The 25,429-nt window shown below is 72.4% G+C and carries 17 protein-coding genes, 1 tRNA gene and 1 pseudogene; 13 read left to right on the forward strand and 6 right to left on the reverse strand.

Translation table 11 applies throughout. The features are described from left to right. Positions 1-98: 98 nt before the first annotated feature. The 3 genes from ABT093_RS13155 to polA form a co-directional block, all read right to left on the reverse strand. The gene (locus tag ABT093_RS13155) at positions 99-1,211 is read right to left on the reverse strand and encodes a DUF3103 family protein (RefSeq protein ID WP_350563574.1); all 1,113 of its coding nucleotides are present in this window, start codon (positions 1,209-1,211) and stop codon (positions 99-101) included. 161 nt (positions 1,212-1,372) lie between these two features. Continuing rightward, the gene (locus ABT093_RS13160) at positions 1,373-2,059 is read right to left on the reverse strand and encodes a hypothetical protein (protein ID WP_350563576.1); all 687 of its coding nucleotides are present in this window, start codon (positions 2,057-2,059) and stop codon (positions 1,373-1,375) included. Positions 2,060-2,147: 88 nt separating this feature from the next. Continuing rightward, a complete protein-coding gene (gene polA / locus ABT093_RS13165; protein WP_350563760.1) occupies positions 2,148-4,829 on the reverse strand; it encodes a DNA polymerase I in 2,682 nt (893 codons plus the stop codon). Positions 4,830-5,196: 367 nt separating this feature from the next. Here polA and ABT093_RS13170 point away from each other — a divergent pair, with 367 nt between their 5' ends. From ABT093_RS13170 to ABT093_RS13195, 6 genes are all read left to right on the forward strand, one after another. Then, positions 5,197-5,610 (forward strand): PaaI family thioesterase, encoded by a 414-nt coding sequence (locus ABT093_RS13170; protein ID WP_350563762.1) that lies wholly within the window; start codon positions 5,197-5,199, stop codon positions 5,608-5,610. A 555-nt stretch (positions 5,611-6,165) separates the two neighbouring features. Further along, on the forward strand, positions 6,166-7,398 hold the full coding sequence (locus ABT093_RS13175; protein ID WP_350563578.1) for a branched-chain amino acid ABC transporter substrate-binding protein: 1,233 nt from the start codon (positions 6,166-6,168) through the stop codon (positions 7,396-7,398). Positions 7,399-7,541: 143 nt separating this feature from the next. Continuing rightward, positions 7,542-8,471, forward strand: coding sequence for a branched-chain amino acid ABC transporter permease (locus tag ABT093_RS13180; RefSeq protein ID WP_350563580.1), 930 nt, complete (start codon positions 7,542-7,544; stop codon positions 8,469-8,471). Positions 8,472-8,476: 5 nt separating this feature from the next. Further along, positions 8,477-10,411, forward strand: coding sequence for a branched-chain amino acid ABC transporter permease (locus ABT093_RS13185; protein WP_350563764.1), 1,935 nt, complete (start codon positions 8,477-8,479; stop codon positions 10,409-10,411). 6 nt (positions 10,412-10,417) lie between these two features. Beyond that, positions 10,418-11,260, forward strand: a complete 843-nt coding sequence (locus ABT093_RS13190) for an ABC transporter ATP-binding protein (RefSeq protein ID WP_350563582.1) — start codon at positions 10,418-10,420, stop codon at positions 11,258-11,260. Continuing rightward, positions 11,257-11,973: an ABC transporter ATP-binding protein gene (locus ABT093_RS13195; RefSeq protein WP_350563585.1), complete on the forward strand. Its 717-nt coding sequence runs from the start codon at positions 11,257-11,259 to the stop codon at positions 11,971-11,973. Before ABT093_RS13190 ends, ABT093_RS13195 begins: the two co-directional genes overlap by 4 nt. A 54-nt stretch (positions 11,974-12,027) precedes the next feature. On the opposite strand, the gene ABT093_RS13200 is transcribed toward ABT093_RS13195, so the two are convergent. Then, complete coding sequence (locus ABT093_RS13200; RefSeq protein ID WP_350543927.1) at positions 12,028-12,690, reverse strand: ANTAR domain-containing response regulator; 663 nt, start codon at positions 12,688-12,690, stop codon at positions 12,028-12,030. Positions 12,691-12,790: 100 nt separating this feature from the next. Here ABT093_RS13200 and ABT093_RS13205 point away from each other — a divergent pair. Together ABT093_RS13205 and ABT093_RS13210 are read left to right on the forward strand one after the other, a co-directional pair. Then, positions 12,791-12,864 (forward strand) — tRNA-Leu (locus ABT093_RS13205). Between the two features lie 119 nt (positions 12,865-12,983). Next, positions 12,984-13,595 (forward strand): annotated as a pseudogene (locus tag ABT093_RS13210) (helix-turn-helix domain-containing protein); the annotation flags it as partial. A gap of 63 nt (positions 13,596-13,658) precedes the next feature. On the opposite strand, the gene pyk reads toward ABT093_RS13210, so the two are convergent. Next, positions 13,659-15,089: a pyruvate kinase gene (pyk, locus tag ABT093_RS13215; protein ID WP_350563587.1), complete on the reverse strand. Its 1,431-nt coding sequence runs from the start codon at positions 15,087-15,089 to the stop codon at positions 13,659-13,661. 284 nt (positions 15,090-15,373) lie between these two features. Here pyk and ABT093_RS13220 point away from each other — a divergent pair, with 284 nt between their 5' ends. From ABT093_RS13220 to ABT093_RS13230, 3 genes are read left to right on the forward strand one after another with little or no spacing between them, the layout of a single operon-like run. After that, complete coding sequence (locus tag ABT093_RS13220; protein ID WP_350563589.1) at positions 15,374-16,465, forward strand: hypothetical protein; 1,092 nt, start codon at positions 15,374-15,376, stop codon at positions 16,463-16,465. Positions 16,466-16,476: 11 nt separating this feature from the next. Beyond that, on the forward strand, positions 16,477-18,141 hold the full coding sequence (locus ABT093_RS13225; RefSeq protein ID WP_350563591.1) for a substrate-binding domain-containing protein: 1,665 nt from the start codon (positions 16,477-16,479) through the stop codon (positions 18,139-18,141). After that, entirely contained in the window at positions 18,128-18,742 is a 615-nt protein-coding gene (locus ABT093_RS13230) for a hypothetical protein (protein WP_350563593.1), read from the forward strand. Before ABT093_RS13225 ends, ABT093_RS13230 begins: the two co-directional genes overlap by 14 nt. 73 nt (positions 18,743-18,815) lie before the next feature. On the opposite strand, the gene ABT093_RS13235 is transcribed toward ABT093_RS13230, so the two are convergent. Further along, complete coding sequence (locus ABT093_RS13235) at positions 18,816-21,947, reverse strand: helix-turn-helix transcriptional regulator (protein ID WP_350563595.1); 3,132 nt, start codon at positions 21,945-21,947, stop codon at positions 18,816-18,818. A 710-nt stretch (positions 21,948-22,657) separates the two neighbouring features. On the opposite strand from ABT093_RS13235, the gene ABT093_RS13240 reads away from it, so the two are divergent. Further along, a complete protein-coding gene (locus ABT093_RS13240) occupies positions 22,658-23,275 on the forward strand; it encodes a helix-turn-helix transcriptional regulator (protein ID WP_350563766.1) in 618 nt (205 codons plus the stop codon). 201 nt (positions 23,276-23,476) lie between these two features. Continuing rightward, entirely contained in the window at positions 23,477-25,303 is a 1,827-nt protein-coding gene (locus ABT093_RS13245) for a bifunctional metallophosphatase/5'-nucleotidase (RefSeq protein ID WP_350563597.1), read from the forward strand. Positions 25,304-25,429: the final 126 nt, after the last annotated feature.

Consider the following 25,429-nt stretch of genomic DNA (forward strand, 5'->3'; position numbering starts at 1 on the left):
CACGGTAGTACGAAATTGACTCCGTGACACGGGTTGATCAACTGCGGGCCGGCGCAGCGCGCGGACGCGCGGCGCCGGCCCGGTGGCGACGGGGACGGTCAGAGCTGGCTGACCCAGTACGGTTCGACGGTCATCCAGCCGTTGCCGCGGGCGCCGTTGAGGCGGCCGGTGCTGGTGCGGGCCAGGGTGTACCAGGAGTCGACGTAGTCCGGGTCGTCGACCCACCAGGACGCGGGCAGCGCGTCCAGGACGGCGTTGACCAGCGGGATGTAGGCGCCCTGGTCGGCGATGGTGAGCAGGACGGCCGCGACGGCCTTGGCGAGGGCGAGGTAGTTGGTGTCACCGTCGTCCTCCATCAGGACGACGTCGGCCAGGTTGTACTTGTAGTTCGACCAGTTCACCAGGATCTGGTTCGGGTAGTACACCGTGCCGTCGTACTGGAGGTACGGCATGGCGACGGAGTCGACCCGGACCTTGCCGTCCAGGCCGAAGCCGGTGACCAGGCTGAACATCTCGGCGGCGCCCTTGAACCAGGGCTCCTCGTCGTCGTTCACCTCGACGGAGGTGATCTTGGTGCCCCACCAGCCGGACGCGGCCTGCGCGCCGGAGCCGAGGCCCTGGGCGGCGAACTCCCGCTGGAGCAGCTCGATTCCGGCGGTCAGCGCCTTGGCCGTGTCGATGTCGACCAGGTAGACGGGGCGGGTGGGCAGGGTGCCGGTGTCGAGGCCGAGGGCCCGGCCGGCGGTGTCGTAGGCGCGGACGGTGCGGGCGTGGTCGTCGGTGGCGGCGACGGCGACCAGCGGTGCGGTGCCCGCGTCGAGGGCGGCACGCATCGAGGGGTCGGCCAGTTGGACGCGCAGCAGCGGGCCGAGACCGGCGCCGAGGCCCTTGGCGGCGGCGATGCCGCGGTCCGCCCGGGCGGTGGCGGCGGCGAGGCCCGGGGCGCCGGCGGCCAGCGGCGCGAGTTCGGCGCCGCCGGGGGCGGCGGCGGTCGCCGTGCGCAGCCGCTCGCGCAGGGCGGGGTCGGTGAGGGAGGTGGCGAGGGTGCGGGCGATGCCGTCCTCGATCGCGGTGACCTGGGACGCGGCCGCCGGGGGCGCCGGGGCGGCCGGAGGGGTGGCCGGGACGGCGAGCGCCTGGCCCGCGCCGAGCGCGAGCAGGGGCAGGGCCGTGAGCGCGACGACGGCGCGTCGCAGGCGGGACTGGGACATGAGGGATCTCCAGGCTCGTCGGGTGAGGCGTCGGAGCGTTGGTGCGGACCGGCGCCGCGATCAAGAAACGACGGCGCCATGACAAGTGAAGAGGTTCCCTGACCCGGTATCAACCCTTGGCGCCACACAGGCCGACGGGGACCCCCGCCCCGGCTCCCGGCTCACCCGCCGCCGGAGAAGCCCCCGCCGGAATTGGCCGAGCCCGAGCCGCCGTAGACCCGGCCGCCGGAGGGGGTCGGGGGCTTGCGGCGGACGCGTCGTTCGGTGCGGCGCAGGACGGGGACGCCGGCCGGACCGAGCAGGTCCTTCAGGGAGCGCTGGAGCGCGTCGACGTCGGTGCCGTCCGGCGCCCGGCGCGGGCCGTCGCCGCCGGTCGAGGTCACCACCGTGATGGTGAGGGTACGGGCGGCCGGCGCGGGGTCGCCCTCGTAGGGCTCCTCCACGCTCTCGTCCAGCTGGACGCGCCGCAGGCCGGAGATCGGAGCCCAGGCATCGGCGCGGACACCCCGGACGAAGCGCAGTTCGGTCGGCGCCCGGGCCGGGGCGAACTGCACCCGGCGGACCGACCGCAGCTCGGCGGCCGCGACGAACGGCCACAGCACCAGCGCGGCGGACACCCACAGCACCGCGCAGACGGTCACCGCACCCACGAAGGTGGCGCCGACGATCACCGCGACCTCCACGAGCAGCATGCCGACGGGGAGGAAGACGGCGCCCACGGCGAACACGACGGCGAGCATGCGCAGCACCAGGAGCGCGGCGGCGGGCCAGGAGCCTCCGCCCGGCTCGAACACGAGGTCGACGGTGGTGCCGTCACGGCCGCGGCGGAGCACCTCATCGGCAGGCATACCCGCCAGGGTAGGACCGCCCACCGCCGCCGGAAAGGCCCCGGGCGCAGCCTCGACCAGGCCGCACCCGGGGTCTGCTGACGCACCGTCAGTGCGCGGCGGCCTCCCAGTTGCCGCCCACGCCGACCGAGACGTCGAGCGGGGCGCGCAGCGGGTAGGCACCCGCCATCTGCTCGCGCACGATCGCCTCGACCTGCTCGCGCTCGCCCGGCGCCAGCTCCAGCACGATCTCGTCGTGCACCTGGAGCAGCATCCGGGACGTCAGCCCGGCGGCGCGCAGCGCCTCGTCGACCCGGAGCATGGCGATCTTGACGATGTCGGCGGCCGAGCCCTGGATCGGGGCGTTGAGGGCCATCCGCTCGGCCATCTCGCGGCGCTGTCGGTTGTCGCTGTTGAGGTCCGGCAGGTAGCGGCGGCGGCCGAGCAGGGTCTCGGTGTAGCCGGTGGCGCGGGCCTCCTCGACGACCCGGTGCAGGTAGTCGCGCACGCCGCCGAACCGCTCGAAGTAGGTGTCCATCAGGCCCTGGGCCTCGGCGGGCTTGATGCCCAGCTGCTGGGAGAGCCCGTAGGCGGACAGGCCGTAGGCCAGGCCGTAGGACATCGCCTTGATCTTGCGGCGCATCTCGGCGTCGACGGCGCTGCCGGGCACCTCGAAGACCTGGGAGGCGACGGTGGTGTGGAGGTCCTCGCCGCTGGCGAACGCCTCGATCAGCGCCGCGTCCTCGGAGAGGTGGGCCATGATCCGCAGCTCGATCTGCGAGTAGTCGGCGGTGAGCAGCGACTCGTAGCCCTCGCCGACGACGAAGGCGCGGCGGATCATCCGGCCCTCCTCGGTGCGCACCGGGATGTTCTGCAGGTTCGGGTCCTGCGAGGAGAGCCGGCCCGTGGCGGCGACCATCTGGTTGAAGGTGGTGTGGATGCGCCCGGCCGGGGAGACGGTCTTGAGCAGGCCCTCGACGGTGGTGCGCAGCTTGGCCTGGTCGCGGTGGCGCAGCAGGATGACCGGCAGCTCGTTGTCGGTCTGGGTGGCGAGCCAGGTGAGGGCGTCGGCGTCGGTGGTGTAGCCGGTCTTGATCTTCTTGGTCTTCGGCAGGGCGAGCTCGCCGAAGAGGATCTCCTGGAGCTGCTTGGGCGAGCCGAGGTTGAACTCGTGGCCGGCCGCGGCGTGCGCCTCCTCGACCACGCGCTGGATCTCGGCGGCGAACTGCGCCTCCAGGCCGGTGAGCCAGTCGCGGTCGGCGGCGATGCCGGTGCGCTCCATCCGGGCGAGCAGGGCGGCGATCGGCAGCTCCATGTCGCGCAGCAGCTCGACGGCGCCGACCTCGACGAGGCGGGTGTCGAAGAGCGCGGCGAGGTCGAGCACGGCGCGGGCCTGGAGCATCAGGGCCTGGGCGTGCGCGGCCGGGTCCTCCTCCGGGGCGTCGAAGGCGAGCTGGCCGGACTCGGCGGCGGGCGCCGGGGCGAGCGAGCGGGCCAGGTACTCCTCGGCGAGCACCTCCAGGGTGAAGGTGCGCCGGCCGGGCTTCTCCAGGTAGGCGGCGAGGGCGGTGTCGGCGACGACGCCCTCGATGGTCCAGCCGCGCTCGGCGAAGGCGCGCATGACCTGCTTGGCGATGTGCAGGGCCTTGGGCGCGGCCGGGTCGGCCAGCCAGGCGGCGAAGGCGCGCTCGTCCTCCTCGGCGAGCAGCGCCGGGTCGAACCAGGCGGCCGTCTCTCCGGCGGCGAGCGCGACCTCGGTGACCTCGCCGCTGCCGAGCGCCCACCGGTAGACGGCGGCCAGCGCGACCGGGGACTTGCCGGTGGCGTGCTGCTTCAGCCAGGCGGCGAGGGTGCCGGGGTCGGTGAGCAGTTCGCCGTCGACCTCGACGCCGGGGGCGAGCTCGGCGGCCTCGGGCCCGGCGGCGGCCGGGTCGATGCCGTAGACCCGGTCGCGGAAGTTGGCGTTGCGGAACTCCAGCGACTCCATGAGCGCGCCGACGGCCGGCTTGTCGAACGGCGCGCGGGCCAGGTCGTCGACGCCGAGCGGGAGTTCGACGTCGCGGACCAGCTCGGTGAGGACGCGGTTGCGCTTGACCGAGTCGAGGTGCTCGCGCAGCTTCTCGCCGATCTTGCCCTTGACCTCGTCGGCGCGGGTGACCAGCTCCTCGAAGGAGCCGAACTGGTTGACCCACTTGGCGGCGGTCTTCTCGCCGACGCCGGGGATGCCCGGCAGGTTGTCCGACGGGTCGCCGCGCAGCGCGGCGAGGTCCGGGTACTGGCGGGGGGTGACGCCGTACTTCTCGGCGACCTTCTCCGGGGTGTAGCGGGTGAGCTCGGAGACGCCCTTGGTCGGGTAGAGCACGGTGACGTGCTCGGTGACCAGCTGGAGGGAGTCGCGGTCGCCGGTGACGATGTCGACGTCGAAACCGGCCGCCTCGGCGGCGGTGGCCAGGGTGGCGATGATGTCGTCGGCCTCGAAGCCCTCGACCTTCAGCCGCGGCACGTTCATGGCGTCCAGCAGCTCGCCGATCAGGTCGACCTGGCTGCGGAACTCGTCCGGGGTCTTGGCCCGGTTGGCCTTGTAGTCGGGGAACTCGACCGAGCGGAAGGTCTGGCGGGAGACGTCGAAGGCGACCGCGAGGTGGGTGGGCGCCTCGTCCCGGACGGTGTTGGCGAGCATCGAGGCGAAGCCGTACACCGCGTTGGTGGGCTGGCCGGTGGAGGTGTTGAAGTTCTCCACGGGCAGCGCGTAGAACGCCCGGTAGGCCATGGAATGCCCGTCGAGCAGCATCAGGCGGGGCCGCGGCCCGGCCCCGCCGCCACCCGCCGCGCCCTTGTCCGTACTCTGCGTAGCCACGTCAACGTCCGTTCCTGCCGATTCCACTACCGGCCACCGATCCTAGGGCCCGCCGCCGACAAAAGGGGCACGCCCGGGGCGGGCGCCCCTCGGGTGCGCTCGCGCCCCGGGCGCCACGCCCGACTCCCCCGTCACCGTCTCTACCGCCGAGTAGGACGGTCGTACGATCACAGGCAGCACGACGACGTGACCCCCGAGCGGCAGGAGCTCCCCGATGACCGACCCGGCCCCCGACGCAGCCATCACCGTCCCCGACGCGGCCCCGGCCGCCCAGGCCCCCCTCCTCGACGTCCCGCCGGAGATGCTGGAGCACTTCGCCAAGCTCGGCGTGGACCTGGCCACCTTCTCCGGCGGGCGGCTCGGCGAGAAGCTGGGCATCCGGATCGTCGAGGCCTCCGGCGACCGGGTGGTCGGCACCATGCCGGTGGAGGGCAACCAGCAGCCGTACGGCCTGCTGCACGGCGGCGCCTCGGCGGCGCTGGCCGAGACGCTGGGCTCGGTGGGCGCGATGCTGCACGCCGGCCCGGGCCGGTACGCGGTGGGCGTGGACCTGAACGCCACCCACCACCGCTCGGCCACCTCCGGTCTGGTCACCGGCGTGGCGACCGCGGTCTTCAAGGGGCGCACGGCCGCCACCTACGAGATCGCGATCACCGACGACACCGGCAAGCGGGTCACCAGCTGCCGCCTCACCTGCATGCTGCGCGACCTCTGAGCCGATTCTTCGTCAAATCCCTTGCCCGCCCCCTTGTTTGACCTTCGACTGCCCTGGGCAGTCGTTGGTCTGGACAAGGGGGCGGTGCCATGTCCGGGTGAGACCCGGGCATTCTCAGCGCTGTAACACTGCGTAACAAGTAGGACATCCGAGCAACAGACAGTTCCGGAGGGCCGAACCAGCCGAATGCAGCCCGCCGGGTCGGGTGTCGTCCGATATCCGGACGCTTATGCCCGACGCCAACACCCTGGACACTTTCGTCCGATTATCGGTGAGGCCAGGAGTAACCTGCCCTTCTACGCCTTACATAGGGCGAGTTGGGAACGGAACCCCCGGTACCAGCGGATCGATCGGACCGGAACGACCACATGCTGAGACGCCTTCTCTGTGTGCTCATAACAAGAGAATCACAGCCTCGCTACACCACTGCCCGAGCCGCCGACCGACATCTAGAGTCACGGCCAGTCACCGCGCCACCGGAATGGGCCAAGCCCACCGCGCATCCAGGCTCCCGCCGTTCAGGCGCGGCGCCCTCCTGAACCGAAGGGGACCCTCGTGCGTCATCGTTCAGCAGTTGTCGTGAGCATTGCCGTCATCGGCGCCCTCAGCCTCACCGCGTGCGGCTCCCGCGACGACAAGAAGTCCGGGGACAGCGGCACGGGCGGCGGCTCCACGACCGTCACCATCGGCGTCGACGCCCCGCTCACCGGCGACCTCTCCGCCCTCGGCCAGGGCATCCGCAACTCCGTCGAGCTCGCGATCAAGCAGGCCAACGAGAAGAACGAGGTCCCCGGCGTCAAGTTCCAGATCAAGGCCCTCGACGACACCGGCAAGCCCGCGCCCGGCCAGCAGAACGCCACCCAGCTGGTCGGCGACAAGGACGTCCTCGGCGTCGTCGGCCCGCTCAACTCCAGCGTCGCGCAGTCGATGCAGCAGATCTTCAACGACGCCAAGCTCGTCCAGATCTCCCCCGCCAACACCGGCGTCGCCCTCAGCCAGGGCGAGAAGTGGGCCAGCGGCGAGAAGTCCCGCCCCTTCCAGACCTACTTCCGCACCGCCACCACCGACGCCGTCCAGGGCCCCTTCGCCGCCGACTTCCTGGTCAAGGACGCCAAGAAGACCAAGATCTTCATCATCGACGACCAGAAGACCTACGGAGCCGGCCTCGCCGCCACCTTCAAGGCCCAGTTCCTCAAGAACGGCGGCCAGATCGTCGGCGAGGAGCACGTCAACCCCGACGACCGCGACTTCGCCGCCGTCGTCACCAAGGTCAAGTCCTCCGGCGCCGAGGCGGTCTACTACGGCGGCGAGTACCCCGCCGCCGGCCCGCTCTCGCTGCAGCTCAAGGACGCCGGCGTCAGCGTTCCGCTGATGGGCGGCGACGGCATCCAGAGCGGCGACTTCATCAAGCTCAACCCCAAGAGCCAGGGCGACTTCGCCACCGCCGTCGGCCTGCCCGTCGAGCAGCTCCCCACCGCGGCCAAGTTCATCGCCGACTACAAGGCCGCCGGCTACAAGGACGCCTACGAGACCTACGGCGGCTACTCCTACGACAGCGCCTGGGCCATCATCCAGGGCGTCAAGGCCGTCGTCGCCGCCAACAACGGCAAGCTCCCCGACAGCCCGCGCGCCAAGGTCGTCGAGGCCGTCCAGAAGGTCACCTTCGAGGGCGTCACCGGCAAGGTCTCCTTCGACGAGTTCGGCGACACCACCAACAAGCAGCTCACCGTCTACACCGTCAAGGACGGCAAGTGGACCGTGGAGAAGTCCGGCACCTTCAACGGCTGAGCCCGACACGGATCCTGACCTGACGTCAGGCTCGCCGCAGCACACCGGAACCACCCCGCGCGGGGGCGCCACGAGTGCCCCCGCGCGCACCCACATCCACCACACCCACGCGGACACCCCACACGCACAACGGAGGCCCAGCGGTGCACGACCTACCGCAGCAGCTGGCCAACGGCCTGATCCTCGGCGCCCTCTACGGGCTCGTCGCGATCGGCTACACGATGGTCTACGGCATCGTCCAGCTCATCAACTTCGCCCACGGCGAGATCGTCATGGTCGGCGGCTTCGGCGCCCTGACCGCCTACCTCGCCCTCCCCGGCGGCACCACCCTGTGGCTGGCCCTACCGTTGATGCTGCTCGCCGGCATCCTGGTCTCCACCCTGACCGCCGTCGCCGCCGAGCGCTTCGCCTACCGGCCCCTGCGCACGGCCCCACGGCTCGCCCCGCTGATCACCGCGATCGGCCTGTCCATCCTCCTCCAGCAGCTGGTCTTCTCCTTCTACCCGGACGCCAAGAAGGCCAGGGTGTTCCCGAAGATCCCCGGCGACCCCTTCGAGATCGGCTCCGTCGCCATCCAGCGCAGCGACCTCTTCCTGATCGCCGCCGCCCCCGTCTGCATGATCGCCCTCGGCTGGTTCGTCACCCGCACCCGCTCCGGCCGCGCCATGCAGGCCACCAGCCAGGACCCCGACACCGCCAAGCTCATGGGCATCGACACCGACCGGATCATCGTCATGGCCTTCGCCATCGGCGCCGCCTTCGCCGCCGTCGCCGCCGTCGCCTACGGCCTGCGCAGCGGCCAGGTCGACTTCCGGATGGGCTTCCTGCTCGGCCTCAAGGCCTTCACCGCGGCCGTCCTCGGCGGCATCGGCAACATCTACGGCGCCATGCTCGGCGGCATCACCCTCGGCCTCGCCGAAGCCCTCGCCACGGGCTACATCCAGCACCTGCCCGGCATGCACCTCTTCGGAGGCGGCGCCTGGAAGGACGTCTGGGCCTTCGTACTCCTCATCGTCGTCCTGCTCGTCCGGCCCCAGGGCCTGCTCGGCGAGCGCGTCGCGGACAGGGCGTGAGCACCATGACCACCACCAGCACCGAAACCACCCCGGTCATCGCCCTCCCCGGCCGCACCGCCGCCCTGCTCACCGGCCTCGGCGCGGTCGCCACCGCCGCCTCCGCCCTGATGTCCTGGACCTGGACCGCCGACTACCCCGGCGACCTCACCTACTACGGCTCCCCGGCCGGCCTCCAGTGGCTCGCCCTCACCGCCGGCCTGCTCACCCTGCTGCTGCTGCTCGCCACCCAGGGCGTCCCCGGCCTGCGCTGGGCCGCCCCCCGCCGCAGCCACAACGCCGTCCTGTTCGCCGCCGCCGGCGCCCTCGCCGTCGGCTGGTTCTCGGTCCTGTCCATCACGGTCGACCTCGGCGGCCTCGCCAACCTCGAACCCGGCGGCTGGGTCCTCGCCGCCGGCTCCCTGCTCGCCGTCGCGGGCGCCCTCGGCCTGCCGCTGGACCGGCGCACCGCCGTCCCGCTGCGCGTCCTCGACCGGCGGCTGTTCCTCCTCGTCCCGATCGCCCCCGTCGTCTGGTTCGCCACCCACGCGGTCCCCGAGGACAAGCCGGTCGCCCCCGTCCTCACCGCCCTCGCCGGCGGCCTCGCCATCGCCACCGGCGCCGTGCTGCTCGTCCAGCTCGGCCACCTCGCCAACACCTGGCTGCGGCTCGGCACCGTCCAGCGCCCGCAGCCCGCCCCCCGCGAGCTGCCCTCCTGGGTCGAGGTCGGACTCATCGTCGTCGCCTTCGCCATCGGCCTGTTCGCCGTCACCTTCGGCATCGACACCGAGTACGGCGAACTCTTCACCGGCTACCTGCTGCTCGCCGCCGCCACGATCGCCGCGCTCACCCGCTCCGGCCTGATCGCCCGGCTGCGCGCCCTGACCGTCAAGTACCAGGCGGTCACCACCGGCGCGGCCTTCGCCGCCGCCGCCAGCTTCCCGTTCACCCAGACCAGCGACCAGTACACCTCGGTCGCCACCAACATCCTGATCTTCGCCACCGTCGCCCTCGGCCTCAACATCGTCGTCGGCCTCGCCGGCCTCCTCGACCTCGGCTACGTCGCCTTCCTCGGCGTCGGCGCCTACAGCGCCGCCCTGGTCTCCGGCTCCCCCGCCTCGCCGATCCACGTCCAGTTCCCGTTCTGGGCCGCCGTCCTCACCGGCGCCGTCGTCTCCATGGTCTTCGGCGTCGTCATCGGCGCCCCGACCCTGCGACTGCGCGGCGACTACCTCGCCATCGTGACCCTCGGCTTCGGCGAGATCTTCCGCATCACCATGCTCAACCTCAACGGCACCACCGGCCCCAAGGTCACCAACGGCTCCAACGGCATCCCCCGGATCCCCGACCTCGAGATCCTCGGCTGGGACCTCGGCAAGCCCACCACCGTCTTCGGCGTCGAACTCGGCCGGTTCTCCAACTACTACCTGCTGATGCTGCTGGTCACCGCCTTCGTCGTGCTGGTCTTCGCGCGCGTCGGCAACTCCCGCATCGGCCGCGCCTGGGTCGCCATCCGCGAGGACGAGACCGCCGCCGAGGCCATGGGCATCAACGGCTTCCGCCTCAAGCTCCTCGCCTTCGCCCTCGGCGCCTGCCTCGCCGGCCTCGCCGGCACCGTCCAGGCCCACGTCAGCTACACCGTCACCCCCGACCAGTACACCTTCGCCGAGGCCCTGCCGCCCAACTCCGCCTTCCTGCTCGCCGCCGTCATCCTCGGCGGCATGGGCACCATCAGCGGCCCGCTGGCCGGCGCCACCCTGCTCTTCCTCATCCCGAAGAAGCTGGAGTTCCTCGCCGACTACCAGCTGCTCGCCTTCGGCATCGCCCTCATCGTCCTCATGCGGGTGCGCCCCGAGGGCCTCATCCCCAACCGGCGCCGGCAGCTGGAGTTCCACGAGGCCGCCGCCATCCCCGCGCAACCCACCGGCGACGGCGTCGCCCTCTCCAAGGCAGGGGCGTGACCCCAGATGACCACCAGCAACGCCCCCGCACCCGCCGAGGCCGCCCCGGACCCCGACGCGCCCCTGCTCGACGTCTCCGGCGTCACCATGCGCTTCGGCGGCCTCACCGCCGTCAACGGCGTCTCGCTCACCGTCGGCCGCGGCGAGATCATCGGCCTCATCGGCCCCAACGGCGCCGGCAAGACCACCTTCTTCAACTGCCTCACCGGCCTCTACGTCCCCACCGAGGGCACCGTCACCTACCGGGGCACCGTCCTGCCGCCCAAGCCCCACCTCGTCACCCAGGCCGGCATCGCCCGCACCTTCCAGAACATCCGGCTCTTCGCCAACATGACCGTCCTGGAGAACGTCCAGGTCGGCCGCCACAGCCGGATGCACCAGGGCCTGCTCTCCGCCGTCCTGCGCGGCCCCGGCTACCGCCGCTCCGAGGCCGAGAGCCGCGAGAAGGCCATGGAACTCCTGGAGTTCACCGGTCTCGCCGGCAAGGCCGACCACCTCGCCCGCAACCTCCCCTACGGCGAGCAGCGCAAGCTGGAGATCGCCCGCGCCCTCGCCTCCGACCCCGGTCTGCTGCTCCTCGACGAGCCCACCGCCGGCATGAACCCGCAGGAGACCCGCGCCGCCGAGGAACTCGTCTTCGCCATCCGCGACCGGGGCGTCTCCGTCCTCGTCATCGAGCACGACATGCGGTTCATCTTCAACCTCTGCGACCGCACCGCCGTACTCGTCCAGGGCCAGAAGATCGTCGAGGGCGACCGCGAGACCGTCCAGAGCGACGAGCGCGTCATCACCGCCTACCTCGGCGCCCCGCTCGAAGGCACCGCCCCCGTTACGGAGACCGACCAGTGACCGCACTCCTCGAGGTCCAGGACCTCCGCGTCGCCTACGGCAAGATCGAGGCCGTCAAGGGCATCAGCTTCACCGTCAACCAGGGCGAGGTCACCACCCTGATCGGCACCAACGGCGCCGGCAAGACCACCACCCTGCGCACCCTGTCCGGCCTGCTCAAGCCCACCGCCGGCCGCATCACCTTCGACGGGCAGGAGCTCACCGCCGTCCCCGCCCACAAGATCGTCGCCCTCGGCCTCGCCCACTCCCCCGAGGGCCGGCACATCTTCCCGCGCATGACCATCGAGGAGAACCTCCTCCTCGGCGCCTTCCTGCGCGACGACGCGCACGGCATCGCCCAGGACGTCGAACGGGCCTACGGCCTCTTCCCCATCCTCGGCGAACGCCGCAGGCAGGCCGCCGGCACCCTCTCCGGCGGCGAGCAGCAGATGCTCGCCATGGGGCGGGCCCTGATGTCCCGGCCCAAGCTGCTCATGCTCGACGAGCCCTCGATGGGCCTCTCGCCGCTGATGATGCAGAAGATCATGGCGACCATCGTCGAGCTCAAGGCCGAAGGCACCACCATCCTGCTGGTCGAGCAGAACGCCCAGGCCGCGCTCTCCCTCTCCGACCGCGGCTACGTCATGGAGACCGGCAGCATCGTCCTCCAGGGCACCGGCGCCGACCTCCTGCACGACGAGTCGGTGCGCAAGGCCTACCTCGGCGAGGACTGACACCGGCACGGCGAAGGGCCCGGCACACCCGTGCCGGGCCCTTCCGCCACTTCGCTACTCCGCGCCGCCCGCGGCCTCCTCGGCCTTCTTGCGGTCCTGAGCGGCGCCCTCCTCGATGACCGCCTCGGCCACCGCCGCCATCGTCATCCGGCGGTCCATCGAGGTCTTCTGGATCCACCGGAAGGCGGCCGGCTCGTTCAGCCCGAACTTGGTCTGCAGCACGCTCTTCGCGCGGTCCACCAGCTTGCGGGTCTCCAGCCGCTGGGTGAGATCCGCGATCTCCTCCTCCAGCGTCCGCATCTCCGTGTACCGGGACACCGCCATCTCGATCGCGGGCACCAGGTCGCTCTTGGAGAACGGCTTGACGATGTACGCCATCGCCCCGGCGTCGCGCGCCCGGTCCACCAGCTCCCGCTGCGAGAACGCGGTCAGCATCAGCACCGGCGCCAGGTGCTGCTCATGGATCTGCTCGGCGGCGGACAGCCCGTCCAGCACCGGCATCTTCACGTCCAGGATCGCCAAGTCCGGCTTCAGCTCCTGCACCAGCCGGACCGCCGTGGCCCCGTCCCCGGCCTCCCCGACGACGGTGTACCCCTCCTCCTCCAGCATCTCCTTCAGATCGAGGCGGATCAGCGCCTCGTCCTCGGCGATCACAATCCGGGTGATCTGGGGCGAATCGGTCTCAAGCGGCTCGGCCTGCTCGTCGGCGGTGCTCACGGGGCTCCTCGTTCCGGCGGGGTACTGCATGCACGAGGGTACCCAGACACGGTATGTTTGAGTTCAAGCAGGGTCGGGGGCAACCTTCGAATCTGTGGATGCCCCGGTAGCCCAGAGGTTAGAGGCAATGGTCTCAAACACCATCCAGCGTGGGTTCGAATCCCACCCGGGGTACTTTTCCTTCGATTCGAAAGCCGCTTAGGGTAGCCTAATAGTTGGCGATCTTCATTCGTTCGAGTCGAAACCATTCCATTCGCCCGCCCGTTCGGCGCCCGGGTTCGAAGATCGCCCGTATGGCCGTTCGATCCACGCGCGAAGAAGCCGTCCACCTCCTCCGCCAAGGCGTCCGCAACCGCGACGTCGCCCGCCGCCTCGGCGTGCCCTCGGGCACCATCGGGGCCTGGAAGCACCACGATCTCGCCAGGCACAACAGGCTCCCCGGCCGAAAGCGCTCCGCCTGCCCGCACTGCTACGGCGACCGGCTGAACCGTCCCGCCTACGCCTACCTCCTCGGCCTCTACCTCGGCGACGGCCACATCCTGCTGCCCAACGAGTACCGCAGGACCCAGAGCCTTCAGGTCACGTGCGACGAGAAGTGGCCGGGCATCATCGACTCCGTCGAGCAGGCCATGCGCCAGGTCCTCCCCAACAACACCCCCTGCCGGGTCCGCCGCACCGGCTGTCGCGATGTCAAGGTCTATTCGAACCACTTGACCTGCTACTTCCCCCAGCACGGCCCAGGCAGGAAGCACGAGCGCACCATAGCCCTGACACCATGGCAGCAGGAGATCGTCGATGCCCATCCCCGGGACTTCCTGCGTGGCCTGATCCACTCCGACGGCTGCCGGATCACCAACTGGACGACCCGCACCGTCGGCGGTGTCACAAAGCGCTACGAGTACCCCACATCGGGCCCAAGCACTGACAGCGGCGCGGCCCCGAGGAGGCGCCGCGCCGCTGGAACGGGGTCAGTCGTCCAGGGTTCCGACGTGGTGGACGCGGACCAGGTTGGTGGAGCCGGCGAGGCCGGGCGGGGAGCCGGCGGTGATGACGACGATGTCGCCCTTCCGGCAGCGGCCGAGGGAGAGCAGGGCGGCGTCGACCTGCTCGACCATCTCGTCGGTGGTGGGCGCGAACGGGCCGAGGAAGGTCTCCACACCCCAGGTGAGGGCGAGTTGGCTGCGGACGGCCGGTTCGTAGGTGAAGGCCAGCACGGGGATCGGCGAGCGGTAGCGGGTCAGCCGGCGGGCGGTGTCGCCGGACTGGGTGAAGGCGATCAGGTACTTGGCGTGCAGGAAGTCGCCGATCTCCGCGGCCGCCCGGGCGACGGCGCCGCCCTGGGTGCGGGGCTTGCCGCCCGCGGCGAGCGTGGGCAGGCCGGCCGCGAGGATGTCCTGCTCGGCGGCCTCGATGATGCGGCCCATGGTGCGGACCGTCTCGGACGGGTACTTCCCGACCGAGGTCTCGCCCGAGAGCATCACCGCGTCGGTGCCGTCGAGGACGGCGTTGGCGACGTCGGAGGCCTCGGCGCGGGTGGGGCGCGAGGAGTTGATCATCGAGTCGAGCATCTGGGTCGCCACGATGACCGGCTTGGCGTTCCGCCGGGCGAGCGCGATCGCCCGCTTCTGGACCATCGGCACCTCCTCCAGCGGCATCTCCACCCCGAGGTCGCCGCGGGCCACCATGACGCCGTCGAAGCGGTCGACGACGGAGTCGAGGTTCTGCACGGCCTGCGGCTTCTCGACCTTGGCGATGACCGGGACCCGGCGCCCCTCCTCGTCCATCACCCGGTGGACGTCCTCGACGTCCCGCCCGCTGCGGACGAAGGAGAGCGCGACCAGGTCGGCCCCGACCCGCAGGGCCCAGCGCAGGTCGGCGATGTCCTTCTCGCTGAGCGCGGGCACCGAGACGGCGACCCCGGGGAGGTTGAGGCCCTTGTGGTCGGAGACCAGGCCGCCCTCGACGACGACGCAGCGGACCCGCGGTCCGGCCACCTCGGCGACCTCCAGGGTGACCCGGCCGTCGTCGACGAGGATCCGCTCGCCGACGGTGACGTCCCCGGCGAGTCCGGGGTAGGTGGTGCCGCAGCCGTTCTGGTCTCCGTCGACGCCGTTGTCGGTGGAGATGGTGAACTCGTCGCCGCGTTCGAGAAGTACCGGGCCCTCGGCGAAGGTGCCGAGGCGGATCTTCGGGCCTTGAAGGTCGACGAGCACGCCGACGCTGCGGCCGGTCTCGTCCGCTGCCTTGCGGACCCGGCGGTAGCGCTCCTCGTGCTCGGCGTGGGAGCCGTGGCTCAGATTGAATCGGGCGATGTCCATCCCGGCGTCGACCAGGGCCTTGATCTGGTCGTAGCCGTCGGTGGCGGGCCCGAGGGTACAGACGATTTTTGCTCGGCGCATAGTGCTGAGAGTAGGCATTACCGGCGCGTAACGACGATGCGGGTCCAAACAACGGGATGGCCGTTGCCATAAGGAGAGTTGAACACTCTGACACAACGTCGGACCGACGTGCGATTGGTTCCCCCGGGCTCGTCCGCACCCGTTCCCCGATGCGAACCCGTGAAGGTGTGTTCACCTCTGGTTCACCGTCACTTCCGCCCCCGCACGCGGCACGGCGGGACGCTCGTCACCCCGGTGCGATGCCGGGGCGCGGAAGTCGTTCCGACGAGGGGGAAGCGTCCGGTATGAAGCGTGCGTTCGGGGTGCTGGCGGCACTGGTGCTGCTCGGTGGGGTGGCGTTCGCCCTGCTACGGCCGACGTCCCACGACGACAAGAAGACCACGAAGACCGTCACCATCACGGGTCTCATCGGCTCGGAGAAGCAGGACTTCTTCCAGGACGAGGACGTCAAGGCCGAACTGGCGGCCCAGGGGCTCATCGTGAAGACCCTGCCCGTCGGCTCCTGGCAGATGGTCGACAAGCTCGACGGGCAGGCCTTCGCCTTCCCCGCCAGCCAGGCGCCGGCCGACAAGATCCGCCAGAACAAGGGCATCACCGAGGTGGTCTCGGCACCGTTCTACTCGCCGCTGGTGGTCGTGGCCCATCAGGCGACCGCCCAGGCGCTGAAGGACAGCGGAATGGCGGCCGAGGACCCCACCACCCACGTGTGGACCCTCAGGATGGACGCCTACCGGGACGCGCTGCGCACCAACAAGACGTGGGAGCAACTCCTCGGCGGCAAGCCGAAGGCCGAACTGCGCGGGAACGTGCTGATGGCCACCACCGACCCGAAGGACTCCTCCTCCGGCGCGATGTACCTGGCGTTGCTCTCCTCCCTGGAGAACGGCGGTCCGGTGTCGAGCGACGCGGAGGTGGAGAAGGTCAAGGACCTGTTGTACACGGCGATCTCCAAGCAGGGCGAGAAGAAGCAGTCCACCGACCTGCTGTTCAAGGACTTCACCTCGGGGGTCGGACGACCGCTGTCCCTCGTGTACGAGTCGGAGGCCGCCGAACTGGTGCGCCAGCAGAACACGCTCGGCGACATGGTGGTGCTCTACCCGGACACCACGATCTTCTCGGCCCACACCCTGGTCGGACTCAACGAGGACGGGCGGAAGCTGGCGACGCTGCTGCAGAACAACACCAAGCTGCGGGAGGCCGCGACCAAGCACGGCTTCCGCATCCAGGGGGACACCAAGGCCTTCGGCACCCAGTTCAGGACCCAGGACGACTCGTTCCACCTCGCGCCCAACCTGGACCAGGCGGGGATCAACCACGCCAGCATCCCGGTGTACGACGTGCTGAAGAAGCTGACCGACTACGCGACGAAGCCGTGAGCGGCGGGAACATGACGACAGGAAAGACCGCGATGATGGTGAAGCACCGGGGCGGGGCCCGGGGACTGGCCGCCGCGCTGGCGGCCCTGGCGGCGCTGGTGGCGGCGTGCACGTCCTCCCCCGCGCCGAAGCCCGACCCGACCGCCCCGCCGGCGCCGACCGCCCAGGCGGGGGTGCTGCGGGTGCTGGCCGGCAGCGAGCTGCAGGACATGGCGCCGATCCTGGAGCAGGCCCAGAAGGAGACCGGCGTGACCGTCCAGTTCTCCTGGACGGGATCACTGGACGGCGCGGAGGCGGTCTCCGGCAACGCGGCGGACGGCAAGTACGACGCGCTCTGGTTCCCGTCGAACCAGTACCTGCGGCTGGACGAGCGGAGCCGGCCGAAGCTGCTGTCGGAGAGCCCGGTCATGACCTCGCCGCTGGCGATCGGGATCCGCTCCTCGGTCCTGGGCGAGCTGTCGTGGGGTGACGGTTCCGCGGTGACCTGGGGGAACCTGGCCGAGGCGGCGGCCGCCGGGAAGCTGAACTACGGCATGGCGGACCCGTCCCGGTCGAACTCGGGCTTCTCCGGACTGGTGGGGGTGGCCTCGGCGCTCTCCGCCGCGAACTCGGCGCTGACCGACGAGGACGTCGCCAAGGCGACGCCGCAGCTGAAGCAGTTCTTCGCCGGACAGAAGCTGACCTCCGGGTCGTCGGGCTGGCTGACCCAGGCGTACACCCAGGCCGAGCAGGGCTCGGTCGGGGCGCTGGTGAACTACGAGTCGGTGCTGCTGACGATGAACAAGACGCTGCCGCCGGAGCAGCGGCTCACCGTGGTGCGCCCGACGGACGGCGTGGTGACGGCCAACTACCCGTTGACCCTGTTGAGTTCCGCGCAGCCGCGGGAGCAGGAATCGTTCCGCAGGCTGACCGAGTACCTGCTGAAGGAGGACGTCCAGAAGCGGATCTCCGAGCAGACGCTGCGCCACCCGGTGGCGGCCGGGGTGGCTCCGGCGGCGGGCGTGCCGACGGACCGGCGCCGGGAGCTGCCCTTCCCGGGCAGCCTGGCGGTGGCGACCCATCTGCTGGCCTCGTACCAGAACGAGCTGCGGCGGCCGTCGCGGACGGTCTACGTGCTGGACACCTCGGGCTCGATGGCGGGGCAGCGGCTGGCCCAGCTGAAGTCGGCGATGGGCCGGCTGACCGGGGCGGAGGACTCCCGGGGGGTGCGGCGGTTCCGCGACCGCGAGGAGGTCACGCTGATCTCCTTCGCCTCCAAGGTCAAGTCCACGAAGACGCACACCGTGCCGGCCGGGGCGGCGGCGCAGCAGGAGCTGGCGTCGATCAACGCGGACGTGCAGGCGCTGTCGGCGGAGGGCGGCACCGCGGTGTACTCGTCGCTGGAGGAGGCGTACCGGGTGATCGAGCGGCAGCAGGCCGCGGCGAAGGACGACCGGTTCACGTCGATCGTGGTGATGACGGACGGGCTGAGCAACGAGGGGGTGTCGGACCAGGACTTCAAGACCTTCCGGGCCGGTCTCTCGCCGGCGCTGAGGTCGGTGCGGGTGTTCCCGATCCTGTTCGGCGACGCGGCGAAGACGCAGTTGCAGGGGATCGCGGATCTGACGGGCGGCAAGCTGTTCGACGGGACGGGTTCGCTGGACGGGGCGTTCGAGGAGATCCGTGGCTACCAGTAACGGTGGCGGCACGTGGGGCGGGCGGGTCCTGAGGTACCTGGGATCCGCCCGCAACATCGCGGCGTGCACGGCCGGTTCGGGTGGGCTGGTGCTGCACTTCGCGGGCCGGGGCGGGGCCCTGTGGCCGGGGATCGTGGCCGCCCTGTACGGGGCGGTGACGTTGCTGTGGTGGGCCGTCGAATCCGGGCGGCCCGGGGGTACCGGGGGTACCGGGGGTACCGGAGAGACCCGGGATCCGGACGACCCGCCGACGACCGGCAGCACCCAGGGCGGCACCGGGCAGCAGAGCGGCCCGGCGGGCCCGCCGTCCGCGGCCGCCCCGCCGGCGCCGCGGCCCTGGCCGCAGCTGGAGGAGCTGGCGGCGTTCGTCGGTTCGGCGGCGCTGCCGCCGGCGGCGAACGTGCCGGGGCTGCTGGTGCGGCTGCGCACCGCCGGGCCGGGGCCGACCACGGAGCCGATCGTCCAGCGCCGGCTGCCGTTGGCGGTGGACGGCTACCTGCGGGCGCTGACCTGGCAGCCCTGGGTGTCGGACGGGGCGGACCCGGTGGCCGAACTGGCCCGGGCGGTGGACGAGATGGCGGCCATGGTCCCGGCGACCTGATCGCCGCGGCAGCGCGCCGGACGCGGCGGCCGGCCCGGGTGACCGGGGACCGGCCGCTGCGTCGTGCCGCCGGTCAGGCCTCCAGGACGCCGGGCAGTTCGAGGCGGCGGCGCACCCCCAGCTTGCGGAAGCTGTTGGTGAGGTGGGTCTCGACGGTGCGCACGGCCAGGTGCAGCATGGCGGCGATCTCGGCGTTGGAGTGCCCGGCCGCGGCGAGGCGGCAGATGCGCAGCTCGCTGTCGGTGAGTGCCTCGGCGCCGGCGTGGTCGGCGCGGCCGATGCGGGCGCCGGAGGCCCGCAGGGATTCCAGGGCGGCGGCGCGGTGGCGGACGGCACCGAGGCGTTCGGCGCGGCCGGCGGCCTCGCGCAGGGCGCGGCGGGCGGCGCCGCGGCGGCCGCCGTCGGCGAGCAGGCGGCCGTAGGTGATGAGGGCCGGGATGAGTTCGGTGTCGATCTCGGCGGTGCGCAGCAGGTGGACGGCTTCGGCGGCGAGGTCGAGGCCGTGGCGTCCGCCGGTGGCGGCGGCCAGGGCCCGCAGGGCGCGGCCGACGGTGCGGGGGGAGCCCCAGATCCGGGCGAGCCGGAGTTCCTCCTCGGCGAGGGCGACGGCGGGGCCGGGTTCGCCGAGCTGCAGGTGGCATTCGGCGGCGGCGGAGCGCCAGGGGGTGACGATGGGGCTGCGGACCTGGCGCTCGCCCTGGCGGCGGCCGCATTCGAGGAGGTCGGCGAGGGCTTCGGCGGGTTCGCCGGAGGCGAGCCGGAGCAGGCCCCGGGCGTAGAGGTACTCGTTCCACTCCCAGGAGTCCTGGGCGCGATCGGCGGCGACGGCGCGGGCGAGGCCGTGGGCCTGCCAGAGCCGGCCGGTCTCGACGAGGGCGATGACGCTCTGGGCGACGAGGTGGGCGTTCTGCTGGCCGAGGAGTTCGGCGTAGCGGCCGGGGGCGGTGTCGTCGGTGGCGGGGGCGGGCGCGGGCGCGGCGCCGGCGCGCCAGGTGGGGGCGGTGGCGCCGCCGCGGTGGCCGGGGGCGACCAGGGCGGGCAGCCGGGGCAGTCCGGGCGGTCCCCAGGGGGTGGCGCGCAGGAGCACCGGGGCGGGGGGTGCGGCGGACGGCCCGGCGGACGGGGCCGGCGCGGCGGCGGGGCCGGGGGCGGTGAGGGCGTAGTCGTCGAGCAGGGCCTGGTACTCGCCGCGCATGATCCTGGTCTCGGCGCGGACGCTGAGCAGGCACTGGTAGCCGGGATCGAGGGGGCCGCCGCGGTAGCCCGCGAAGCCGCGGGCGGTGATCTCGTCGGCCTGGTCGAGGAGGTCGGCCCACTGGGAGAGGGTGGCGAGGGAGACCAGGAGGTAGGAGCGGCAGAGCGGGTCGACGGGTGAGGCGTCGAGTTCGCCGATGCGTTCGGCGACCTCGGTGGCGGAGAGCAGGCCACTGGTGGCGTCGAACTCGGTGAGCAGGGCGAAGGCGGGCGGGGCGAGGCGGTGCGGGGTGCGGGCGGCGAGGCGCTGGACGCCTTCGACGACCTGGAGCCAGCTGCGGCCGTCGTGGGCGGCGATCTGGGCGGTGGCGGCCTGGACGGCGTGCAGGACGTCCTCCTGGTCGACGAAGCGGTGGGCTAGCTCGTCCATGAGTTCGAGGGCGGCGGGGGTGTCGCCCCGGGTGGCGAGCACCGCGCCGAGGGTGTTGGCGGCGCGGAAGACGCCTTCGTCGGTGTGCTGGAGGTGGACGGCTTCGGCGAGGTGGCGCAGGCCGACGGTGCGTTCGGCGGGGCCGAGGGTGACTTCGAGGCTGCCGAGTTCGGTGAGCAGCAGGCCGCGCTGGCGGTCGCTCAGGGGTTCGGCGAGGACGCGGCGCAGCAGGGCCACGGCGTCGGCGGGGTGATCGGCCTCGGCGGCCTGGCGGGCGGCGCGGCGCAGGGTGTCGGCGGCCCAGCGGGGGGTGGGGGCGGGGGTGTGCAGGAGGTGGCCGGCGACCGTCCGGTCGGGAGCGCCGGTGCGGTGGAGGTGTTCGGCGGCGGCGAGGTGGACCTCGGCGCGGTGGCCGGGGGCGTGGCCGGTGAGGACGGCGTCGGCGAGCAGGGGGTGGGCGAAGCGGGGCCAGGTGCCCGGGCCGGGGGTGTCGAGGTGGTGGTGGAGGGTGAGGTGGGCGAGCCAGCCGGCGAGGCGGCCGGGGTCGGCGGCGGTGAGTTCGGCGAGCAGCGGGAGCGGGTCGAGGGGCGGGGTCCCGGGGGCGGGGGCGGTGTCGGCGGCGGGGTGTTCGCGCATCCGGGCGAGGACGCGGGCGGCGGTGACGGCCTGTTCGCCGGCGCCCCGCAGCCAGGCGTCGACGGCTTCGGCGAAGGCGCCGCCGCCGCCGCCGGGCAGGGTGCCGCACTGCTCGGGCAGGGCGGCGGGCAGGGCGCCACCGCCGCCCGCGTCCACCGCGTCCTCCTGCGGACCGTCCGCGTCCGTCCCCGCCGCCCGGTTCGCCGCCTCCGCCGTGAGGTCGGCGAGCAGCGCGGTGAGCAGCAGCGGGTTGCCGCCACTGGCGCGGGCGCAGTCGGCCGCCAGTCCGAGGGGCGCGTCGGGCCCGAGCCGGTGGCGGGCGATCCGGACGGCGGCGGGGGTGCCGAGCGGGGCGAGCCGCAGGGTGGTGGCGAGGTCGGGCGTCAGGTCGCGGGCGAAGCGGTCGCGCGGGGTGTCGAGGGTGGCCTGCCGGTGTTCGGTGGCGATCAGCAGGGCGGGCAGCCGGTCGATGCGGCGGGCGACCTGGCGCAGCCAGCGGCGGGAGGCCTCGTCGGCGAGGTGGATGTCGTCGACGGCGAGCAGCAGCGGGTGGTGGGTGCCGTGCAGGCGGAGCAGGGACCAGAGGGTGGCCTCGGCGCTGTCGGGGGCGGCGGCGCCGTCCGGGGCGGGGGTCGCGGCCGGCGGGGTGCTCCAGGAGGCGGGGCCGTAGGGGCCGGCGGGGGTGGGGCCGGTGTCGAAGAGCTGGCGGGCGGCCGCCCAGGGGGTGGCGGTCTCCTCGGCGGAGCAGCGGGCGCGCAGCACGGTGGTGCCGTCGGCGGCGGCGCGGCGGACGGCCTCGGCGAGCAGCGCGGTGCGGCCGGTGCCGGTGGCGCCGGTGATCAGCAGCACGTGGCCGGTGCCGCCGCGGGCGGCGTCGGCCCGGTCGGCGATCTGCCGCAGCTGTGGTTCGCGTTCCGCGAGGTGGGTGGACGTGGTGGTGCGCATCCCCGGTTTCCCCTCTGTCCCCTTCTGCCCTTCCCGGCCGCCGGGCGGTGTCCGAAGGGGCAGTATCCGCCGTTGTACCGGGAAATCGGCTTGACGTGCTAACCACGCGTTACCGGTGAGTCCGGTTCTCGCCGTGACGCGACGGTCCCCGGGGGACCGGTGTGATCGCGCGGAACGGCCCGTCCGGGCGCCGTGAGGCCGCCGCACGGGCAGGTCCGCGACCCCTATGACCACCTGGGGGCCCCGATGCGTTGCCCCCGCCGGTCGGCGGGGACTGCCCGGCGGGCCCGATCTCGTGGTGGACCACGATGGCCGGGAGGCTGCCCCGGCGGGAAACATGGAGGCAGTTTCCGGGGCATGGGCAGCGCTCCCGGATCGCCGTCGAAACGGCCTGCTCCCGGACGGGGCGTGATGCCCCGGGGTTCGGGGTCCGCCGGGTGGCCGGGCCGGCTTCTCCCAGGAGGGGGCCAGATTTGACTGTTCTGCACACCGAGTACGACCGCCGCGGCACGGCGGTACGGGCTTCGGTATCCGCCACGCGCACCGTTCCGCCGCAGCGCCCGGTGGCGTCCCGTGCGGTCGCCGTGGCCGGTCAGGCGCCGGGCGCGGCCGCGGTCGCGGCCACGCACCCCCAGGCGCCGGCCGTCGCGGCGCGCGCCGCGGCGGGGGCGACCCGGCCGGCGGGCGCCTCGGCGGCCCGCACCTCGACGGTGCCGGTCGCCGTCCAGGCCGCCGATCCGCTCTCCCGGGCGGGCGCGGAGGCGCAGCTGCGCCGCTTCCCCGGGGTCGCGGTGGTGGACCCGACGGGTGCGGCCACGCCGGGCACGGTCACCGTGCTGGTCGCCGAGTCCGCCGACGCGGCCGCGACGGCGGCACTGCGCCGGCTGGTGCGCGGCGCCGGGCAGCGGGTGGTGCTGGTGGTCGAGCGGCTGCGCGAGACCGAGCTGATGGAGGCCGTCGAGTGCGGCGTGGCCGCGATCCTGTGGCGCCGGGAGGCGACGCCGGAGCGGCTGGGCCGGGCGGTGCTGGCCGCGGCCCGCGGCGACGGCGACCTGCCGGCGGACCTTCAGGGGCGGCTGATCGCCCAGGTGGGCCGTCTGCAGCGGTCCGTGCAGGGGATGCCGGGGCAGGCTCCGGCGGGCCTGTCGGAGCGGGAGTCGGACGTGCTGCGGCTGGTCGCGGAGGGGTGGGACACCGGGGAGATCGCGGCCCGGCTGTCGTACTCGGAACGGACCGTCAAGAACGTGCTGCACGGTCTGACCACCCGCCTGCAGTTGCGCAACCGGGCGCACGCGGTGGCCCACGCGGTCCGCGAGGGGTACATCTAAGCAGTCACCAGGACACCGGGCGGGCAGGGTGCGAGGGGTACAGCACCTGCCCGCCCGCGTCATGAGCGAGTCGCCAAGATCTCACCCGTTGGACAGATCCGGGGGCTATCCATCGACGTGGGCGCACGGCACACTTCTACGCGCGTACTTCTACGCGCGTCACCGAGGTCCCTTCCGTAGCCCCACCTGGAGAGTCGTCCCATGCCCCTGAACCGCCGTGACTTCGTCACCCGGTCCGCCGCCACCGCCGCCGGCGCCGCCCTCGCGAGCAGCGCCGCCCTCGCCGCCGCCACCCCCGCCGCGGCGGCCGGACCGGACGAGGCCCGCGCCAAGGGCCGGACCAAGCGCCAGGCCTTCACCGTGATGGGCACCACCGACCTGCACGGCCGGGTGCTCAACTGGGACTACTTCACCGACGCGGTCTACGCCGACAAGGCGCACAACGAGGTCGGCCTCGCCAAGATCTCCACGCTCGCCAAGCAGGTGCGCGAGGAGAAGGGCTGGGACCGCTGCCTGCTCATCGACGCCGGCGACACCATCCAGGGCACCCAGCTGACGTACTACTACGCCCGGGTCGAGCCGATCGCCACCGAGGCCGACACCGCGCCCGAGCACCCGATGGCGCTCGCCATGAACACCATGGAGTACACCGCCGCCGCGCTCGGCAACCACGAGTTCAACTACGGCATCGACACCCTGCGCGCCTACGAGGAGCAGCTGGACTTCCCGCTGCTGGGCGCCAACGCGCTGAACGCCCGCAACGACAAGCCGGCCTTCCCGCCGTACGTGATCCGCAAGCTGAAGCTGGGCAACGGCCCGGCCCTGAAGGTCGGCATCGTCGGCCTGACCAACCCGGGCATCGCGATCTGGGACAAGGCCAACGTGGCCGGCAGGATGACCTTCCCCGGCATCGTCGAGACCGCGAAGACCTGGGTGCCGAAGGTCAAGGCGGCCGGCGCGGACGTCGTCGTGGTGGCCTGCCACTCCGGCACGGACGAGGCCACCTCCTACGGCGACCAGCTGCCCTGGCCGGAGAACGCCTCGGTGGCGCTGGCCGAGCAGGTGCCCGGCATCGACGCCGTCCTGGTGGGCCACGCCCACAAGGAGATCCCGCAGCGCCTGGTCGCCAACAAGGAGACCGGCAGGACCGTCGTGCTCTCCGAGCCGCTGTGCTGGGGCCAGCGCCTGACCTGCTTCGACTTCGAGGTCGAGTTCGACAAGGGCGCGTGGAAGGTCGTCTCGCTCTCCTCCCGGGTGCTGAACTCCAACACCGTCCCGGAGGACCCGGAGATCGTCGACCTGATGACCGAGCAGCACAAGAAGGTCGTCGACTACGTCAACCAGGTCATCGGCACCGCCAAGATCGAGCTGTCCATCGCCGAGGCGCCGTTCCGGGACACCCCGATCATCGACCTGATCGGCAGGGTGCAGGCCGACGTGGTCCGCGCCGCGCTGGCCGGCGGCCAGTACGCCGGGCTGCCGGTGCTCGCCCAGGCCGCGCCGTTCAACCGCACCGCGAAGATCCCGTCCGGCCAGGTCAAGCTGCGCGACGCGGCCGGGCTGTACATCTACGAGAACACCCTGGAGGCCCGCGTCCTGACGGGCGCCCAGATCAAGGACTACCTGGAGTTCTCGGCGAAGTACTACGCCCAGCTCGCCCCGGGCGCGGCGGTCGACAGGGCCACCCTGACCAACGCGCAGAACACCCCGGACTACAACTACGACGCGGTGTACGGCGTCTCGTACGACATCGACATCGCCCAGCCGGTCGGCTCGCGGATCGTCAACCTCTCCTTCGAGGGCAAGCCGATCGACCCGAACGCCCGGTTCGTCCTCGCGGTCAACAACTACCGCGCCAACGGCGGCGGCAACTTCCCGCACGTCGCGGCCGCCACCATGGTGTGGGCCAACTCGGACGAGATCCGCAACGCGATGATCGCCTGGGTGAAGGAGAAGGGCGTCATCGACCCGGCCGACTTCTTCACCGAGTCGTGGCGCCTGGTCCGCGCCGGCCAGCCGGTCTTCTGACCCGACCGACCGACCGCCGCAGCACCACCGGAGCAGCTCCGGGGCCCGCGCCCCGGGGCTGTTCCGCTTCCCGCGCACGCTCTGGGCCGGGCGCATGCGGACCGTCGCCGCCTGGCCCCTGGAGGG

The sequence above is a fragment of the Kitasatospora sp. NPDC002551 genome (assembly GCF_040296005.1).
GTDB lineage: Bacteria > Actinomycetota > Actinomycetes > Streptomycetales > Streptomycetaceae > Kitasatospora.

Excerpts from the sequence above, each read along its gene's own strand:
- ABT093_RS13155 (WP_350563574.1), bottom strand. The coding sequence starts at position 1,211 with ATGTCCCAGTCCCGCCTGCGACGCGCCGTCGTCGCGCTCACGGCCCTG.
- ABT093_RS13160 (WP_350563576.1), bottom strand. The coding sequence starts at position 2,059 with ATGCCTGCCGATGAGGTGCTCCGCCGCGGCCGTGACGGCACCACCGTC.
- polA (WP_350563760.1), bottom strand. The coding sequence starts at position 4,829 with ATGCTGCTCGACGGGCATTCCATGGCCTACCGGGCGTTCTACGCGCTG.
- ABT093_RS13170 (WP_350563762.1), top strand. The coding sequence starts at position 5,197 with ATGCTGGAGCACTTCGCCAAGCTCGGCGTGGACCTGGCCACCTTCTCC.
- ABT093_RS13185 (WP_350563764.1), top strand. The coding sequence starts at position 8,477 with ATGACCACCACCAGCACCGAAACCACCCCGGTCATCGCCCTCCCCGGC.
- ABT093_RS13190 (WP_350563582.1), top strand. The coding sequence starts at position 10,418 with ATGACCACCAGCAACGCCCCCGCACCCGCCGAGGCCGCCCCGGACCCC.
- pyk (WP_350563587.1), bottom strand. The coding sequence starts at position 15,089 with ATGCGCCGAGCAAAAATCGTCTGTACCCTCGGGCCCGCCACCGACGGC.
- ABT093_RS13220 (WP_350563589.1), top strand. The coding sequence starts at position 15,374 with ATGAAGCGTGCGTTCGGGGTGCTGGCGGCACTGGTGCTGCTCGGTGGG.
- ABT093_RS13225 (WP_350563591.1), top strand. The coding sequence starts at position 16,477 with ATGACGACAGGAAAGACCGCGATGATGGTGAAGCACCGGGGCGGGGCC.
- ABT093_RS13235 (WP_350563595.1), bottom strand. The coding sequence starts at position 21,947 with ATGCGCACCACCACGTCCACCCACCTCGCGGAACGCGAACCACAGCTG.
- ABT093_RS13245 (WP_350563597.1), top strand. The coding sequence starts at position 23,477 with ATGCCCCTGAACCGCCGTGACTTCGTCACCCGGTCCGCCGCCACCGCC.